This is a genomic window from Dellaglioa sp. CoH-57-MRSF-19 (assembly GCF_056781975.1).
In genome coordinates this window covers 320,306-339,192 of sequence record NZ_JBXAXW010000001.1, presented here as the reverse complement: position 1 = coordinate 339,192, position 18,887 = coordinate 320,306, and the positions used below count along the sequence as shown (strand labels likewise).

Annotated in this window: 12 protein-coding genes; 4 read left to right on the top strand and 8 right to left on the bottom strand. The window is 36.5% G+C overall.

What is annotated here, in order from left to right; all coding sequences use genetic code 11:
* Positions 1-42: 42 nt before the first annotated feature.
* Entirely contained in the window at positions 43-1,449 is a 1,407-nt protein-coding gene (locus AC1RO3_RS01570; RefSeq protein WP_481760888.1) for a C69 family dipeptidase, read from the bottom strand.
* A gap of 406 nt (positions 1,450-1,855) precedes the next feature.
* On the opposite strand from AC1RO3_RS01570, the gene AC1RO3_RS01565 reads away from it, so the two are divergent.
* From AC1RO3_RS01565 to AC1RO3_RS01555, 3 genes are read left to right on the top strand one after another with little or no spacing between them, the layout of a single operon-like run.
* Positions 1,856-3,718 carry a TerB N-terminal domain-containing protein gene (locus AC1RO3_RS01565; RefSeq protein ID WP_481760889.1) on the top strand — a complete coding sequence of 621 codons (1,863 nt, stop codon included), beginning with the start codon at positions 1,856-1,858 and terminating at the stop codon, positions 3,716-3,718.
* Positions 3,715-5,046, top strand: a complete 1,332-nt coding sequence (locus tag AC1RO3_RS01560) for an ATP-binding protein (RefSeq protein WP_481760890.1) — start codon at positions 3,715-3,717, stop codon at positions 5,044-5,046. Before AC1RO3_RS01565 ends, AC1RO3_RS01560 begins: the two co-directional genes overlap by 4 nt.
* Before the next feature lie 11 nt (positions 5,047-5,057).
* Entirely contained in the window at positions 5,058-7,301 is a 2,244-nt protein-coding gene (locus tag AC1RO3_RS01555; RefSeq protein ID WP_481760891.1) for a DEAD/DEAH box helicase, read from the top strand.
* A gap of 406 nt (positions 7,302-7,707) precedes the next feature.
* On the opposite strand, the gene AC1RO3_RS01550 is transcribed toward AC1RO3_RS01555, so the two are convergent.
* The 7 genes from AC1RO3_RS01550 to AC1RO3_RS01520 form a co-directional block, all read right to left on the bottom strand.
* Entirely contained in the window at positions 7,708-8,832 is a 1,125-nt protein-coding gene (locus AC1RO3_RS01550; protein ID WP_481761137.1) for an MFS transporter, read from the bottom strand.
* 349 nt (positions 8,833-9,181) lie between these two features.
* Positions 9,182-10,603 carry a carboxylesterase family protein gene (locus AC1RO3_RS01545; RefSeq protein ID WP_481760892.1) on the bottom strand — a complete coding sequence of 474 codons (1,422 nt, stop codon included), beginning with the start codon at positions 10,601-10,603 and terminating at the stop codon, positions 9,182-9,184.
* Positions 10,604-10,827: 224 nt separating this feature from the next.
* On the bottom strand, positions 10,828-11,256 hold the full coding sequence (locus tag AC1RO3_RS01540; protein WP_481760893.1) for a nuclear transport factor 2 family protein: 429 nt from the start codon (positions 11,254-11,256) through the stop codon (positions 10,828-10,830).
* A complete protein-coding gene (locus AC1RO3_RS01535; protein ID WP_481760894.1) occupies positions 11,253-11,423 on the bottom strand; it encodes a hypothetical protein in 171 nt (56 codons plus the stop codon). Before AC1RO3_RS01535 ends, AC1RO3_RS01540 begins: the two co-directional genes overlap by 4 nt.
* A 350-nt stretch (positions 11,424-11,773) precedes the next feature.
* Complete coding sequence (locus AC1RO3_RS01530) at positions 11,774-16,723, bottom strand: MucBP domain-containing protein (RefSeq protein WP_481760895.1); 4,950 nt, start codon at positions 16,721-16,723, stop codon at positions 11,774-11,776.
* Between the two features lie 387 nt (positions 16,724-17,110).
* The gene (locus tag AC1RO3_RS01525) at positions 17,111-17,704 is read right to left on the bottom strand and encodes a DUF1700 domain-containing protein (protein WP_481760896.1); all 594 of its coding nucleotides are present in this window, start codon (positions 17,702-17,704) and stop codon (positions 17,111-17,113) included.
* A gap of 2 nt (positions 17,705-17,706) precedes the next feature.
* Positions 17,707-18,012, bottom strand: a complete 306-nt coding sequence (locus tag AC1RO3_RS01520) for a PadR family transcriptional regulator (protein WP_409021630.1) — start codon at positions 18,010-18,012, stop codon at positions 17,707-17,709.
* Between the two features lie 544 nt (positions 18,013-18,556).
* Between AC1RO3_RS01520 and AC1RO3_RS01515 the strand changes: the two genes are divergently transcribed.
* Positions 18,557-18,841 (top strand): hypothetical protein, encoded by a 285-nt coding sequence (locus tag AC1RO3_RS01515; RefSeq protein ID WP_481760897.1) that lies wholly within the window; start codon positions 18,557-18,559, stop codon positions 18,839-18,841.
* The last annotated feature ends 46 nt before the right edge of the window (positions 18,842-18,887 follow it).

The following is an 18,887-nucleotide window of genomic DNA, read 5'->3' as shown; positions in this document are numbered from 1 at the left end:
AAAAGTTATCAACTTAATGATAACTTTTCATTTTGTTTATAATTAATCGTTTAAGTTATAACGTAATTTCATTTGTTCGGAACCAGATATAACCATTTCACCTAACAATTGTGTTTGACGTTTTAATGATTCTGTAGCTAACTTATTATTCATTTCTTCTAAAAATGCTGTGATATTTGCTTGTGAACTAACTGCCTTATCAGCAACATTTTGAATTTCATGGTAAGCACTCATTGCTTCAAGTTCAAATGTATTTCGCATATCTACGTAGAAGTCATAATTCGTATCGCCCAACAATGCAGTTGTACAACTGAGCCAATACATATTATTTAAATCAAATTCACCTGTCGCATTTTTATATGATTCTGGTGTGTCATTAACGTTCGCATAGAATGGCACAATTGTATTAAACGTATTTGCACCATAAGCTAACCAGTGAATCCCAGCAATCTCATCAGGTACATCATTACGAACTTGTAATAAATGTACATTATGATTACGGTTAATCCCAATTGGACGGAATCGTGTTTTAATATCTTCTGGCGCACTACCATAAGGATCGTATTCCGTATTTTCAAAATGTGCACTCAAAACAAATTTAACATCTTCAATTGAAATTTTACGATTTGCATGACAAATGAAAGGTAAGTCTTGATCCATTGGATCTTGAATAATTTCAGGATTGAAATATTGTTGACCGTACCATGTACGGGGATTATTGTAGACCGTATCTTTAATTGATGCACTACCAAAGATATGACGTAAATTGTAACCCTCAAAATCAGGATTTAACTTATTATTATCAATTAAGACTTTTAAATCTTCAGAACAAAGTGTGTCTTCTGAATCAAAATCAAACATATCAATATTTCGACGGTTAGGTGCAACAACATAAGCGTCATCCGGAATACGAACAGCTGCCCAATGATGGCCACCGATTGTTTCAAGCCACCAAACACTATCATTATCGGAAAATGCGATACCATTTGGTTCATATGTGCCATGTGTTAAGAGTAAATCGCCTAAACGTTCAACCCCTTCTTTAGCACTATGAATATATGGTAAGACGAGCGTTACAAGATCTTCTTCACCAATTCCACCAGCAGCATAAGGATCAAGCCCTTGAATACGTGGATTACTTGTAATTGTTTCTGTAGCAGACATCGTTACATTATCACTATTGATACCCGCTGCAGGCCAAATTCCGTTTGTTAAAAGTGAGTTTGGAATTGAGGTATAACGCATTGGATTATCTGGTAATTCTACCTTTACACCACTAATAACAGATTGATAATTACGTGGTTGATCTTCAGGTTGTACAACAACAAAACGTTGTGGATCTAAAGCTTCATGCCCATCATCATTTCGAGAAATCATTGTTGAACCGTCGATTGAAGCATTTTTACCAACTAAAATTGATGTACAAGAACCTTGAACTCTTTTTGTCATTTTCCACACACTCCTTATTGATTTTATACTAATAGTATAGCGGTTTTAGCGGTAAATTAAAAGCAGTCTTAACCCCATTTTTGGCGTTAAGACTGGCTCTACAATTTCGTTGACTAAAACTAATTGAAAGCGGTGAAAGGTATGTCCCATACCTGTATTATACAAAATTTGCGCAAGACCTATAATTTGAATAATTTTGTCATAAAGATATTAAAATCATATGAAAAGGAAAATGATATTGACTGTGACGCTACGGTACATCATATACTGACGGTAGTATACATTTTAAATAACAAAAATTATTGATGAATTTAACTGTCCTAGTTGTTTATTCACCTATCTTTGCGTAAATATTTAGGACGTATGGCTACCAACCTTATAAATAACAGAATACTCTGGTGAAAACATGAATTTATCTGAATTAGTACTATACGCCAAGGAAAAATATAATATTATCGAACAATACAAATGGCCTAAATTCCCTAGTTTTTCGGTGTTGGTAGATCCCAGCACAAATAAATGGGTGGCTGTTTTGATGCGTCAAAAAAACGCTACTTCTGGTGATAATATCGAGCGTTGTGACATCAAATACGCACAGGAAATACCAACTGATATTTTACCGTCTTACCTTTCGTCACCTTTTCGAATGCGCGGTCCGAAGTGGTTAGGCGTCCATTTTGACGACAGCACAGACCCAGATGTTATATATCGTATTTTTGATAATGCACTTGAAAAGAACGAACAAAGCGGTAATACGATTGTTCTAAACGCCGAACCTGAACCTATACAACAGCAACAATACCACGCGGTTCCTCTGACGTTTAAGGGAATGACTTCTGATGTCAAAGAAAATAAAATTCCTGAAAAAATGATAAAAATGAGCCAACTCTATGCTTACGGTGATAACTCTTTCAAGCAAAAATGCCGGAATTTTTATGTCCAAGGACAATTTATGGCCGACTACGAAGATGTTTTCTCCTACAATGTCGACATACACCGCTACTTTACAACCTACCATGATCTTGGTTTGAAACAATTACGCGGCTATTTTAGTTGGCGAACAAACATCCGAAAAGGCATTTATAAAAAAATCACGACCTCACTTGCATACCTATATTTGTATGAGTTGGTTAATGGCATAGGCACATCATCCGTGATAGACAGCCTACAAAAAATAAAAGCATTTGAAATCAATTATCTGGACTCCGGTATTGGAGATAATCGTATACGCTTAAACAGCCATAAATGGTTGTTTGAACTAGCAGTAATAAATGGTATAGAACCAGACACGACGTATCAGTACGCTGATACCGAAAAATTACAAAGAGATAATGCAATCATGATTTTAGGTGATCCAGAAAAGCATGAAGACAAAGCAGTATTTGATGCGCTTTGTCTTTTTGGAAGACATAAAATTTTGGCATCAGCTGTCCTTAAAAAACATGAAAAACACGGCACACAGTTATTCGCTCAAGTGTGGCGAACAGCTATAAAAATGGATAATAACTTATTTTCTGCGTGCTTTGGCACAATACATTCTCATCTTTGGTACCCTCTAGGCAACGCCGTATATTACCAAGTAACGCCACAACAGCCACTTATATACAAGTTGAATGATATCCGAAAATATACCTACAAAGATAATGCGTGGTACGAACAGAGTTACCAAAAATTTAACTTTCATCAAGAAAAGTTAGATGGTCTTTTGCGTGAAACAGATCGTATGTTACGACTTTATTTAAAAACTGGTTATCCTTTAAAAGCACGAGATGCAGAAACCTGGGCAGCACCGTACGTTAAAACTGTCATTGCAGCTGACCGTGATTCTCGTTTGAAAGCAGATAAGCCTAAGGTTACCATTCAATTTTCAAATTTAGATAAAATTAGAAGCGATGCGTTTGAAACACGAGACAGTTTGTTAACTGACGAAGAAAAAGATACTTCTGAAAACGTATTACCAAAGCATAATAACATATTGCCATCCACTGAACAGACTGGCCTCGAAAAAATACCTGTTATTGATTCAGAGCCTACGCTGTCACTAAGCAAGACCCAGTTAGAATTATTAAGCTTATTAGTTCGAGGCGAATCTGTCACAGACATGATCCGTGATATGCATGGCATGCCTGAAGTGATTACCGACACGTTAAATGAAACGCTTTTTGATGACATCGGCGACTCAGCTCTACAATGTGACGGCGATACCATCTTTCTTATTGAAGACTATCGGGACGATTTAATTGAAATAATTAGGAGAAATATGAAATGACAAAACAAACTCAAAAAGTACCAAAGCGCATTGCACAAACAGTATTAAATTCCTTAAAGGGTGGTGTTGTCCCTAGAATTGGACTACCTTACGTTACGGTGGGTAGAAAAAATGAAATTCAGGCACTTTTACACGATGTCGATATCATATCAGAAGGCGGTGCATCTTTTCGCTTCGTTGTTGGTAGATATGGCTCAGGTAAAAGTTTTCTGATGCAAACGATTCGTAATTACGTGATGAACAGTGGCTTTATTGTTGTCGATGCAGATTTATCACCAGAACGACGTCTTCAAGGATCAAAAGGTCAAGGTCTTGCAACCTATCGCGAATTAATTAGTAATCTATCTACAAAAACAAAACCTGAAGGTGGTGCACTTAACTTAATTTTGGATCGTTGGATTAGCAGCGTTCAAACAAAAGCAGCCAGCGACAGTGGCCTAACCCCAGGTGATCCTCGGTTGACTGCGATGGTAGATCAAAATATTTACACAGTCACTTCCTCAGTCAGTGAACTTGTATACGGCTTTGAATTTGCTAAATTACTTTCTTCCTATTATCATGCCTATGTCAACGCCGACGATGAACTGAAAGCAAAAGTCATCCGCTGGTTCCGTGGGGAATATGCTTTAAAACGTGAAGCCAAAAAGGACTTAGATATTAATATTATTATTACAGATGATAATTGGTATGAATATTTAAAACTTTTCGCTGCTTTCTTTAGATTAGCTGGTTATTCTGGCATGCTAATTATGATTGACGAGCTGGTAAATATCTATAAGATTCCAAATAGTATCACGCGTCAATATAATTATGAAAAACTGTTAACGATGTACAATGACACACTGCAAGGTAAAGCTAAATATCTTGGTATCATCATGGGAACTACTCCACAAGCTATAGAAGATAAACGTCGCGGTGTTTATAGTTATGAGGCCCTGCGTTCTCGTCTAGCTGAAGGTAAGTTTTCAAAACCAGGCGCTAGAGATTTGTTGGCCCCGGTCATCAAGTTAGAACCATTAACAGCTGAAGAGATGCTAATTCTATGTGAAAAGTTGGCTATTATGCATGCAGATCTCTATAGTTATGAAAAAAAGATGACAGACGATAACCTCGCCACCTTTATCCGAATTGAATATGAACGCATCGGAGCAGATTTAAATATTACCCCACGCGAGATTATCCGTGATTTCATTGAGGTATTAGACATTTTATATCAAAATCCAAATCTATCCATTGACACAATATTTGATTCTGATGAGTTTTCTTATGCCAAATCAGAGGCTGTTTCTAACAAAGTGGCTGACAATTTTTCTGAATTTACAATTTGAGAGGTATTCACATGGATATATATAACCGATATGCGCCTTTTATTCAAGACTACATTTACCGGTCTGGCTGGCGAACCCTGCGCGCTGTTCAAAATGCGGCCGGAGATGCCATTTTTAACACAGATAAGAATGTTCTTTTAACGGCATCTACTGCTTCTGGGAAAACGGAAGCTGCTTTTTTCCCTATTCTAAGCCTACTTGATGAACAACCATCAAGCTCAGTTGGAGTACTGTATATTGCCCCCTTAAAGGCTTTGATCAATGACCAATTTGGTCGATTAAATGAGCTTTGTGAAGAAGCTGATATTCCAGTCACACGTTGGCATGGGGATGCCCCTCGAAGTCAAAAGCAAAAATTACTACGCAAACCAGCCGGTATTTTACAAATTACACCGGAGTCCTTAGAGGCTTTGATGATAAACAAGTCTATGGAAATCCCTGCCCTTTTTGGTGATTTACGCTTTATTGTCATTGATGAGATACATTCACTTTTACGTTCGGATCGTGGTGGACAAACCTTTTCGCTAATTGAACGCCTCTGTCGACTATCGGGCAGTAATCCAAGACGAATAGGATTATCAGCTACAATCGGAAATCCAAAAGCAGCGGGTAAATTTCTTGCCGCAGGTAGTGGCAGAGAAACTATCATCCCAAAGTTTGACGGTGGAAAAGAAGTATGGCGACTGTCAATCGAACACTTTTTTAATTCAGAACCACAAGCTAACGAGACGATAAATAGCGTGATAACAGCCCCACCTACCTCTGCTTTAGAACCTGCCACAGATAAAGCTCCAAAGGCAGCAAATCCAGGTATAGGCTATATTTTTGAACATACACGTGGCAAAAAATGCCTCATTTTTACTAACTCGCGAGAAGAGTGTGAATTAGTCTGTCAAAATTTACGGCAGTACTGTGAAGTCAACAACGAACCGGATCGTTTTCTTATTCATCACGGAAACCTTTCAACAGCCTATCGAGAAAGTGCTGAAGAAGCCATGAAAGATGCTGATTCTCTCATGAGCGTCTGTGCCACCGCAACACTAGAACTTGGTATCGACATTGGTAGACTAGAACGCGCCTTTCAGCTAGATGCACCATTTACGGTTTCCGGATTTTTACAGCGTATGGGCAGAACCGGCAGAAGAGGTGACCCTTCTGAAATGTGGTTTGTTATGCGCGAAGACCACCCAGAAGCTCGTGCTATGCTACCAGATTTGGTGCCCTGGTACCTTATTCAGGGTATCGCTCTCGTACAATTATATATCGAAGAACGTTTTGTAGAACCACCCAAAACAGACAAATTGCCTTTTTCCCTGCTTTATCACCAAACAATGAGTACATTGGCATCATCTGGCGAAATGACACTTGCTGAACTTGCTTCACGCGTCCTAACGCTTTCTGCTTTTCATCGAATTAATCAAGAGGACTTCGGAACTTTACTGCGTCATCTGATCACAATCGATCATATCAATCGTACCGAAAATGGCGGTGTAATTGTTGGTCTTGCTGGTGAACGTATTGTTAACAACTACAAATTTTATGGGGTCTTTCAAGAAAACATCGAATATACAGTCCGTGCAGGATCAGAAGAGTTAGGTACAATTGTCAAGCCACCACCAGTCAGTGACAAGATTGCCATAGCAGGACGTGTATGGGTTGTCGATGAAGTTGATCACAAACGTCGTGAGGTATACTGTACGCTCGTTAAAGGTAACAAACCAGCCTACTTTGGAGATGTCGCTGGGGATATTCACACCAGAATCCTAGAACGTATGCACGATGTCCTTGCAGAGCAAAAAGACTATTCCTACTTAATGCCACAAGCTAGAGGCCGTCTAGCAGAAGCCAGAGAAACGTTTAAAAAGGCAGAAATGGCTAATCGTCCACTGGTTCATCTTGGTGGCAAAATGTGGGCATTGTTTCCATGGCTTGGCAGTTACGCGTTCCTTGCGCTTGAGCGGTTTCTGAAAATCCGTTGTGGTAAACGTCTTGGGTTGAAAGGCATGAATTCATCACGACCATATTACCTACAATTTACCATGTCTGTCAGTGAAGCAGAATTTTATAAAATCGTAGCAGAAGAAGCAGCTACCGATTTTGATCCTTTGGCATTGGTATATGAAAAAGAAGTGCCTGTTTTTGAAAAATATGATGAATATGTACCAGAAGAATTAATTCGTAAAGGATTTGCAAACGGTATCTTAGATCTCAAAGGAATGCAAAATCGCGTGCTTAGTTGGCAAAAACATCTCTAAACAGAGATTCTAAAGTATCAATGTGATAATAAACTAATTAGTTATCTACTTCAACAACGCTACTAAATCATCCGGCACATGACGTGGTCCTCTGATAGAGGTCGCGCCATGTTTTTTTAATTTCTCTAAGGTAAATGCTTGCTCATCATACGTTGTTATCAAATGTAAATGCATCATATACTTCATCGAAATATGCTTATCATGATGCGGATAAGCATCCTTGGCTTTGACAACTAAACATTTATAAATGATCGCTTAAATTGGCGCCGTAACAGACACACAAACAACATCATTTTCTTTAATATATATGTATAAAAAAGAAGGCTCGCATTACGAGCCTTCTTTTTTTGAAAACTTGAAAGTTTCCGAGACTATTCAAATTAAGTTCATCACATTTTTCCTAGTACTAATCATGTCTAATCGCACTGTTCAAATTCTTATGATTAAAAAAATAGATACTAAAAGCTACTGGAACAATTAAAATCATAACTGGAAAAAGTAATTTTATTGGTAAAATATTTGTAATAATGCCACCTAGAATTGGTCCTAAAGACATTCCTATGTCACTCCCCAAATAGTAAGTTGCAGTAGCCAGCCCCTGTTCTTGCAAAGGCGCTAATAATAGAGCTGTAGACTGGCAAACAGAAACCATTGTTCCAAACCCAATGGCCATCAAAGCCGCAGCTAACGCCATCTCTAAATTGTTATGCATTATGGTTAAGAAAAAAAGATAGCCCACAGTCACAATCATACAGATATAAAACCAAACACCAAAGGGAATACTGTCAAAATAGTTTTTTAATAAAATTCGACTAAAAATCAAAACAATTGAATAAATTACAAAAAATAAGCTAACAGTAATATTTAGATTACTTGCTCGAACATACATTACAATGTCAGCCTGGACCGCAAAATATGGAATAGAAATTAAAGCAAAAATTGATGCAACTGGTAATGCACTTCGTTGAATCAGCTTAAAATGTGTCGCTTCCTTACGAACGAAAGATGGCATGGCTCGATTATCAATAAACTGAATTGTGATTACCACGGCAATCGCACTGACAGCGGCCAAAAGAAAAATCATTTTATACCCTACTTTTTGATATATCTCAAGTGACAAAACTGGGGCAACTGCCATAGAAAGAGCGTTTACCAACCCATAATACCCCATCGCCGCACCAACACGTTGGCGCGGCACCAAGAAAGCCAACCAGGTTGCCAAGCATACAGTGCATAAGACAAAACCAACCCCATTAATGACTCTAAAAAAGAATAACCAAGCAGTATTAAAAGAAAACATATATCCAAAATCACTAATGGCACATAGAATACCACCAATAAATGTTAACCCATATTTTGATATTTTATCGGTAAGATTTCCAGCAATAGGTCTTAAAAATAATGAAGTAATACTCATAATACCAACAATTAAACCTGCTAGAGTACTAGTAATACCTAAATGTGTAACATAGCCACTGATTAACGGATTTACCGACTGAATACTAAATTGATAGAAAAAAGTGGCTATCATTACATAAATAACGTCTTTAGAAATAAATGTTTTTCGGTCCAAGTCCTTGTATCTCCCTTTATTCGTTCTAAGTCCAAGAAAATCCTCAAATGTTTCACAATAATATATAGTTTTCTCCACCAATTATTCAGAAATGCAAAATCTATAATTAATCCGAACAAAATTTAAAAGGTCAAAAAATTATGTCTTGCTATCAAAAACAATCACCGCTAGTTTTAGCTTTCGGTCGTCTGCGGAAGCGAGAAGCCAACACATCTTTAAACTGTTGTCATACTTGTTATCTCCAAAAAACACCAATTTGAGTCAGCTAGCCAACAATGAATTGACCTCCACTTTTTGCTATAAACTATTAAGGACGGTCTATTCCTTTAAATATTTCAAGAATATCCAAACTATGTTCTGTAGCATTATAAGGCATGTTTCCAATTCCTTTAGCACTTATTTTATCTACTTTAACAGCGTCCCAAGTAAGATCGGAATGACCTTCCGCCATATCTAATAACGTGTCTTTAATATAATTGTCCCGATCAATTTGTTCTTGACTGGCATTAGGGCTAATCTGTCCAACAATGCCGTACATCTCTGTTCCATGGACAGCGACTTCCGCTCCTTTGACAGGTGCAACAACTAACACATGTGATGTTCCACCTGCATTAGCATGAGCCACTGCTCCACGAATTTGAGGTAATGTAAAGGATAAATGCGTTAATAATAATCCCCTTACCTCTACAGGCTTCAAAGTATCATCAGCAAAGGAATTGATTACTTGCTGGGCTCTAGATAAAGGAATACGCATACTGTGGGCAAATTGCTCTGTAAGCCTGTCAAGGGTCACTGGATCAAAATCTTTTGTCCGATTTAAGACCCAATAAAAAGTTTCTTCTGTGGTACTACTAAATAGAATATCTACATCTTTGTGTTTCCCAGATTCAAGAACATGCATCGGGTGATCAGCTATAACCCCATTTATTAGTTGACTATCGTCAGTAACAGCTATCACATCATTGTCAATGCCATGTGGAGTACCCGGATCAGGTGATTGAGTTGCATTCATTGCTTCAGCTAATTCATAAGCATCGACCTGTAATAAGTGCTCTGGATTATTAACACAGTCAAAATGTTTTAACACTTTTAGAGCACGCTCTTGCGCCACCCATTGAGGCACTAATCGAGAAGGCATACCAGAAAAAGCTGCTAAATGATGATAAAGATTGTCAGCACTAGGCGCTGATAATAGTTCTAATGATGAAAAAGCACCTGCACTATGTCCCGTAACTGTGACATTATTAGCATCACCGCCAAAATAAGCAATATTTTTTTGAATCCATTTAAGAGCCGTTATTATATCTTTAAGACCAAGGTTAGTTGCATCTTTTAATTTACCACCATACTGTGCTAGTGATAACCAACCAAACGGTCCAAGGCGATAATTAATAGAAACGCCTATCACACGACCAGTACTAGCTAGTCCTGATACGTCAGAAACTGCTTGTGTATTTGATCCTAACACCCAGCCACCACCAAAAATATAAACAACAACTGGTAATGGTTCCTCCCCCATGTCTTCAGGGGCCCAAATATTAAGGTTTAGACAATCTTCGCTAAGTCCGCTAACGGCTCCCAGCCAACTTGTATCGCCAGCCTGCAAAGGTGCTGGTCCATACTTAACATACTGCTTTGTTTCATCAAAAGGAACCAACTCTGGTTCAGCAAATCTTTCAGCTTTGGCATAGGGAACGCCTAACCAACTGTGTACTTTATGTGTCGTCATTTCTATCTACTCCAATTTAAATTATTTATGTTATCTGACTGATTATTCCGATTTGTATTAATAATTATTCTTGTAAAACTTTTTCGCAACATCAAGGTCAATGCGAAGCAAACTCTATTTTGTCGGCATTCTTTTGTAAATCACTAATTGTGTATATTTTGTGCCTTCAAAATAGTTAAGAGAACTGTTTCAGTATATCGTGAATAAAGGTTAACTTCACCTTTTTAAACAATACTTTTAGCTTTACCAAAATCCATATCCATTGGTCGAATAAATGACCAAGTTGAGTGGATTACTTTCCAGCCATCTTCTTCTTTTTGATAAACTTCAATACAATTGTATTGCATATCAATCAACGTCGTTTTTGCATATAGTTGATATGTTAAAACAGCCATATCATCGACTGCTTGCACTCGTGGATATTCAAAATCGTAACTGTCAGCAAATAGTTTTCCTTCAACATTAGCTAAAACTGATTCTTTTATGTCTTCATAACTATCAACACGTCTTTTAACAGCACCGTCAAAATACGAAAACTGTTTTTGTGACCAAATATTTAGGTAACCCGAAGTGTCCCCTTTGAACCACTTATCCAACGCACCCTTTTCTAGTGCAATAATCTCTTCATTTAATTTGTTATTTGTATTAATCATTTTTTCTCCTTATTTATAAATTGGTCAGATTTCATGCCATAGCGATGTGCCTCTTGAATATCTCCCAGTTTGAATACCTTTTCAAGGTCTCTACTGAACCCCCCATCATGATAAAAACCTGCTGATCTTTTTTTAATTGACTTTTTTTGAAGTGGCATAAGCTTCATCAACAGCCTCAATAATTAGTACTTGCGGTATATTATCAACATAGACTATCTCGTTACGTCACAGTCAACCAAAAAGCATTAATTGAATCCGCTTAAGTATATTGACTATCCTTAAGCGTAACAGGTTACAATTTTTAAGAATAATTCCCGCGTTAACATTATTCTTCATTTTGATACCATTTATTGGTGTTGGCAACATTTACACGACCGAATTATGTTTGAATTCTCTTTGAAAATAAAAAAAGAAAGACCAATTCGAAAATGAATTGGTCTTTCCAAAATTTACCCACCAACACTCGTTGACATAGGGGTCTTAAGACTTCTTCTACTCATTCTATAATCTTAGAATTTTACTTTTTAGCCTTTTTTGATTTTTTTCTACCTATCATAAAGATAACTGATGTTGCGAGTAATGCAGCACCTAATAACGTTACCAAAAGACTTGTTGCCTCATTTGTTTGAGGAAGATTTCCTGTATCACTCTTTGTATTATTTGCTTTGCTTACTGTATTTGAGTGAGTGTTTCCTTCAGGAACATCCGTCAACGTTTCTGTTGTTGTATTTCCTTTTGAATTATCTGTTGGTGGTGTTACCGGCGGTGTCACTACTGTTTTATCTTCATCTTTAACATAAACATACGTGACTGTTTGTGCCGTATCCGTGAAGATACCTTTAGCATTACTTGGCGCCTCTTTCAACATCCAACCTGAAAGTTGTTTCTCTTTAGATGTATATGCGTCACCAATCTTACCAGAGAATGTTACTGAAGCTGATAATTCATTACCATCTTTATCAACATATTTTACAGTGACATCTTTAGCAGCTGATCTCGTATAAACATACGTAACTGTTTGAGTCTTATCTGTAAATGTTCCTTCTGCATTTTTAGGAGTCGTTTTAACATTCCAACCTGCAATACGTTTAGCAGTTGTCTTGTATGAATCTCCTAATTTACCAGAAAGATTATCTGGTGTTGCTAGCTCGTTGCCTTTTTCATCTACATACTTAACTGTTACAGCTTCAGCATCTGTTTTTTCATACACATACGTAACTGTTTGGGCTTTATCCGTAAATGTTCCGTTGGCGTTACTTGGCGTTTCTTTTAACGTCCAACCTACTAATTCCTTAGCGGTTGTCTTGTAGTCAGCGTCAATTTTACCAGATAAAACATCTGATGTTGCTAACTCGTTACCTTTTCCATCTACATATTTGACCGTCACATCAGCTGCATCTGCTTTTTCATACACATACGTAACCGTTTGTGCAGCATCTGTGAATATTCCTTGTGCATTCTTTGGTACTTCTTTTAACGTCCAACCTGATAATACTTTGGCATCAGTTGTATAAGCATCCCCAACTTTTCCTGAAAGCGTATCAGCTTTAGTTAAATCATTCCCACTTCCATCAACATATCTAACTGTAACAGGGACAGCATCTGCTTTTTCATACACATACTTAACTGTCTGAGCTTTATCCGTAAATACTCCCGTTGCGTTTTCAGGTATTTCTTTTAATGTCCATCCTGAAATATTTTTAGCGGTTGTACTATATGGATTTGATACTTTTCCTGAAAGCACATCTGATTTAGCTAATTCATTTCCGTCTACATCAACGTATTTAACCGTGATATCAGCTGCATCCGCTTTTTCATACACATATGTGACTGTTTGTGCGGTCTCTGTAAATGTCCCACTTGCATTCGTTGGTGTTTCTTTCAACGTCCATCCTGAAATATTTTTAGCAGTTGTACTGTATGGATTTGATACTTTTCCTGAAAGTACATCTGATGTTGCTAATTCTTTTCCATCTGCATCGACATACTTAACTGTAACGTCAGCCGCATCCGCTCTTTCGTAGACATATGTGACTGTTTGTTTATCAGCAGTAAACTTACCACTTGCGTTACTTGGTGTTTCTTTCAATGTCCATCCTGAAATAACAGCAGCATCTGATGTATAAACATCACCAAAATCACCAGTAAGTTCTTTTGAATCAGCTACCGATTTACCATTTTCATCGACATATTTAACAGTCACTGGTGCAGAAGTTTTCTTATAAACATAGTTAACTGTTACTGCATCAGCCCCAAACTTACCAGAAACGTTACCTTCTACTTTTACAAAGTCGTAACCTGAAATCTCTTTTTGAGTTGTCGTATATGGATCATCGAAGTACCCACTTTGGACAACATCATCAGCAAGTTTATTACCATCTACATCTACATAATTTGCAGTAACATCAGCGCTAGCACGAATTAATTGTGTGCCTATTGCACCAGTTTCAACAACTTGCAACTTGTTAATTGCGATACCAAAACTGTTGTAAGCACCACGTGTTTCTTGAACAGCGCGTGACACTTTCGTTGTTTCAGCTGGTTTATTACTAATTAATGTTGAATCTGAAATTTCAGATTCTTTAGGCGCAACTAGATCAAATGATAATGTAACTCCCTTACCTTGGGCCCATTCAACTCCGTCATTAAGCGTAATTTTGTATGAATGAATGGTTGACCAATCAGCTACTTTATCAGCTGTTACCCAAGTTGCATCTTCAGCCCCAGTTGGGTCAACAATTTTAGCCGTTCCTGCTGGATAATTTGTATTCTTATCTAATATACCGGCACGTTTAGGATTTTTAGATGTACTATATAAAACAGTCATCTTATTTTCCCATGCACTTGGTAAAGTAATGGCCCCATCTAATTTCATTTCATAAGCCGAATTACGTGCTGCACCATCGGTAATATTTGAATCTCCGACAGATGGTAAAACATCTAAGAACTGCATTGATGTAATTTTATCATCTGTATTATTTGTTAATGTTGCTTGATAAGTGGCTTTTTTGCCGACTGTAACATTACCTAAATCGCCAAACTTATCATCTTTATCACCTTTAATACTTGCATCAACATCAATATTTGATTCTTGATTTAACACATATGAATTACCTGTTTTAATAATTGGTGTGTCTGTTTTACCATCTTTATCAATATCATCTGTATCAACAGATTTTACTGTATCCGTTAAAAGTGGTTCATCACCTGTCGGTTTCACAGCTGTATAATCAGTATCACCAATTGTTCCTGTCATGTTAAATGTCATATTAGGTGTCGCATCTTTTGAAATATTAATTTTAAATTGACCATTAAGGAATTTACCGGCTACTAATTTGTCGCCATTCATTGTTACTTTAACGAGTTGTCTTCCAGTACCTTTGTAATCCTTATCATATAATTCAGCGCTATAGTTCGTTGAAGCAACGCTTTCTTTGAACGTTACACCTGTTGGTAATAGCACATAACTCAGATAAGGTCCTGATAAAGGTGAAATTGATGCCTTATTATTTTCTATTGAAGTTAAGACAGTATTTTCACCTTCATTAACTGTACTTCCGACTGTATTTAGTAAACTAACTGAAGCTTTAACAACTTTTGTTTCACCGGTTGTTTTTGCTGCGACTTCAACGTGACGAGGCGCAATTCGATCTGTATAAACCTGACCATTTTCACCCTTAAATGCCTCTGCCCATGGGTTAGATGTGTAATCAACATATCGAGCTGCTTCAAAACCTGTTTCATCAGGTGCCTGAACGCCATAGAAAGTCATATCCATTTTATTAGTTATTTGACCAGTGAATCCTTTATCAATCGTTGCGTTAACTTTCATCCCGCTATTATACAATCCAGCTGGAGCCATTTTAACGGTTTTTTTACTTTCTGGATCATAGGTTGCAGATGCAGCTATGTCTCTATTTGCTGGAACTTTTGTTATCTTCTCATCATGGAACCACAGCCAAATATTAGCCACTTTTTTCCCATCCGGAATACCTAACTGAGCACGTGTGTAATTGGCGTTAGTCTTCATATCCATATTGAGTAATGTCCAGTTATCATCAACTTTTCCATCTGTTTCGTATTTTACCAACATAGCAAATGGTACTTTAGCTTTTGTTGGTGAAAAAGTTGGTAAATTATTGTTTGGCATGTAATAAAAATTACCCGTTGTAAAACTATCAAGATTTAAATGCGTATCCACATCATAATAAATATTATAATAAGAAAATCCAATATAAGGTGATGTCGCATTTTGTGAGGATAATGTTAATCCATAACTTAGATAAGCATCATCGTTAACTGTCACATCCGGGTCAATTAATGTAGCTGATGCCACGCCACCGTTTCCATCTTTTGGTCCTAAATGATTAGTTGGAAATGCTGATCCACCAGGAATTGGAATTGGAACTTCCTTAGGATCATTGGGCATAACCATAACCGTTGATTTAATTGGTGCTGTACTATTTACACTACCATCAAGGAAAGTTGCTGTTGAACTCACTGTATTCGTTATCTGTGAATAATAGGCAGCCTTGTCAGTTACTTTTGCTTGGATAGTCACATTTTTTTCAAAGAAATCAGTCACAGCTGCTTTTTGTTCAGCGTAACTTGGTGCTGTATATTCCCAGGTTAATGTTCTACCATCTGTACTGACACTCGGTTCTTGTGCGCCATCTTTTACACCATAGTAGTCTATTCCAGCGCCTAATTTATAGGTCACGTTAACTTTAGAACCTTCTTTAACATACAGTGCGCCTAATTCCTTTTTCGGCGCACTAACCCCTACACCATAGTTTACAATATCGCCACGATTAGGATTATTATATGTTTGTCCTTCAATACTAGTAACTTTATTTGTCATAGCATAATTATTATTTGCTGTTATATTAATTGAAGTTTTAGAATCATAGCTTTTATTTTCGCCATTCTGATCCGTTCCAGTAAATGTTGCTGCTGTGTCTAATTTTGTATTAGGCATAATTGCGCCATTTGCTGTTCCTATTTTTATAATTACTTTATTTGCTGTTCTTGCATTAAGCGTATCAAAATGATAATTCAATACACCTTTATCTTTATCATAAATTGGTGTGACGCCCGCAATTTTAAGTTCTGATAAATCTTGCGTAAATGTCATATTTTCATTTAAATTACTTGGTAACGTAACCTTTATATCGGCATTGGTAAATGAGGTGTTCTTACCTGAAATTTTAAAATATAAATTAAAATTAGCCAATTGGCCAGCTTCAATCGTATCTTTCTGTGCTTCAACTGTAAGATCCGTATTTGTATCTCCAGTACGAGTCATACCTGTCTCTGCTTTTGTCGCTTTTTTAGCAGTTGACGCCGTAGCTGCTTTTGAAGATGACGTTTCTGTCGTTGGATTAAGGTCCTGCGCAAACACAGAAGATAATGGTAATTGCGTGAACAACGTTATCATTGTTGTTGCGATAGTTAGCCCCTTTTTCATTTGTCATGCCCCCTTGTAAGTAATAACCTATTAAATAATATGCCGCCCCCGGCACAAATTAATTGTAACATCACAACAATCTTATGTAAACGTTTACGGCTTGCACTATTTAATCGTCTTTCCAAAAAAATAAAAGGGCATCGAAATCCTATTAAAAATGGATTTTAATGCCCTTTTATACTACCGTAATTCTAACTTACCACATTTATTAAATCAGACGTGGTCATTTAGAAATAAAACGTTCGGAACCAACTATGTTCACCCTCATATTTAAATACTGACAAATCAAAACCTGATAATGCGTAACTAGTAAACATGACTATAGCGCCAAACCAGATCAGAAATAAACTAATTTTCAACCAATTACGTCTTATATATTCAATCATTTTAAGCGACCTCCTTCAATTGTCTTCTGAATAAACGAATTAACCAGCGTGTCAGACTAATCGAATATTTAATTAAATATTTCGTTGAATACCAGGTCATTGCGATGAATAAAATACCAACACCTACAATTACAAAACTTACCCCAAATTGCATCAATCCAACGTTAAAACCTTGATTAAACATATCAAATGGCGATAGTCCTAAACTAATCACGCCACTGATAATAAATGAGGTAGCGATTACGCCTGCAATCATTGGTACTAACCATATTAAAAAATAAACTGTGGCAATTAGAATAGCAGCCGTCAGCAATAGCGGTCCCCATACAGGTGCTCCTAGGATAAGTAAAATGACAATCAAAACGATTATTGGTGTCGATAACTTTTTTTGTATTTTTGGTCGGTCATTTTGAATCAAACGTATCGCAATTTGACTTGGATTTTCTAAACTTAGAATAATATCTGTCACAGATTCGCCCGCTTCTAAACGGTCATCAATCATCTCGTCATAATAATCAAGTGTATTATCAATGTCTGCCGCTTGATAATGTTTAAGTTCTTCTTCTAGCTCTACAATAAATTTTCTCTTACTCATCGTTACACTCCCTTTATGTAATCGTAAACGTTTATTACCTGTTGCCAATCATCTAAAAATTCTTGAATATCTACTAATCCCGCCTCAGTTATGTGATAATATTTTCGCAATCGACCATTGTGTTCAACACTGTAACTCTCAATAGCGCCTTGTTTTTCTAGTCGTTTCAAAATGGGATAAAGAGTTGAATCTGAAAGTTCAATCACGCTTGAGGTGTCTTTAATAATTTGGTAACCATAAGAATCTGATGTCCTCAGCGTCGCTAACACGCAAAATTCTAATAACCCTTTTTTCATCTGTATATTCATCAACTCACTCCTTTCAAAATCAATACTATACGTTACATAGTATAATGTCAAACGATATATTATTTTATCCAAAAAAATCGACAATGTCAGTAAGACAACATTGTCGATTAAGTGGATTATTAATAATAGCTTTACTCTGTAGAACTGCCAAAAAGTTCATTGTAAGGCTATTTATTTTTTGCTTTAAAGTATTGTACAATTGGTCTCAATAAGAATATGCCTAACAGATAAATCCTAACATCATAAAAAATCGAACTGACTAAACTATCTTTAATAAAGAATGACAAGATTATTAAACATAAAGATAGGCTACCAAGAACAGAAAGGGTTTCATTCATATAATCTTTATATTTTTTCATTTTCATATCCTAACTAAAGCTATTATTTTTTTCAAATTGATAATAACACCTCGTTTTATCTTTGTCTATTTTAAACGATCTTATCAATTTAACCAGTAAGAAGACAGATAAGATTACATCAAATTAATTTTGTAGTATATTAAAATAAATATTAATTCATATCATTATGAAGGGTGGTCCTATCAATGAAAAAAATATTTAAAACTGATAACAATCAAGTGAAGTGGCTAATGAGAATCGGTATCGCACTCTGTATATTGGGCCCATGGATTGCCTTTTTAAATGGAATTGTCGGCTTATCTTTAGCTGGTTTAGGACTTTCTGCTGTTACAGATTCTATTCTCAACTTACCCTTCTTTCAGAAAAATTTTTTTTACTGCTTATTATCAATCCTTTTAATGCTATTGGTTGCTATCATCATTCTCATTTATATCCTTCTAATCATACTGCTACTAAATATACAATTTTAATCATAAACACTGTAAAAATGATTCTTCAATTAAAAAACTAGCTGAT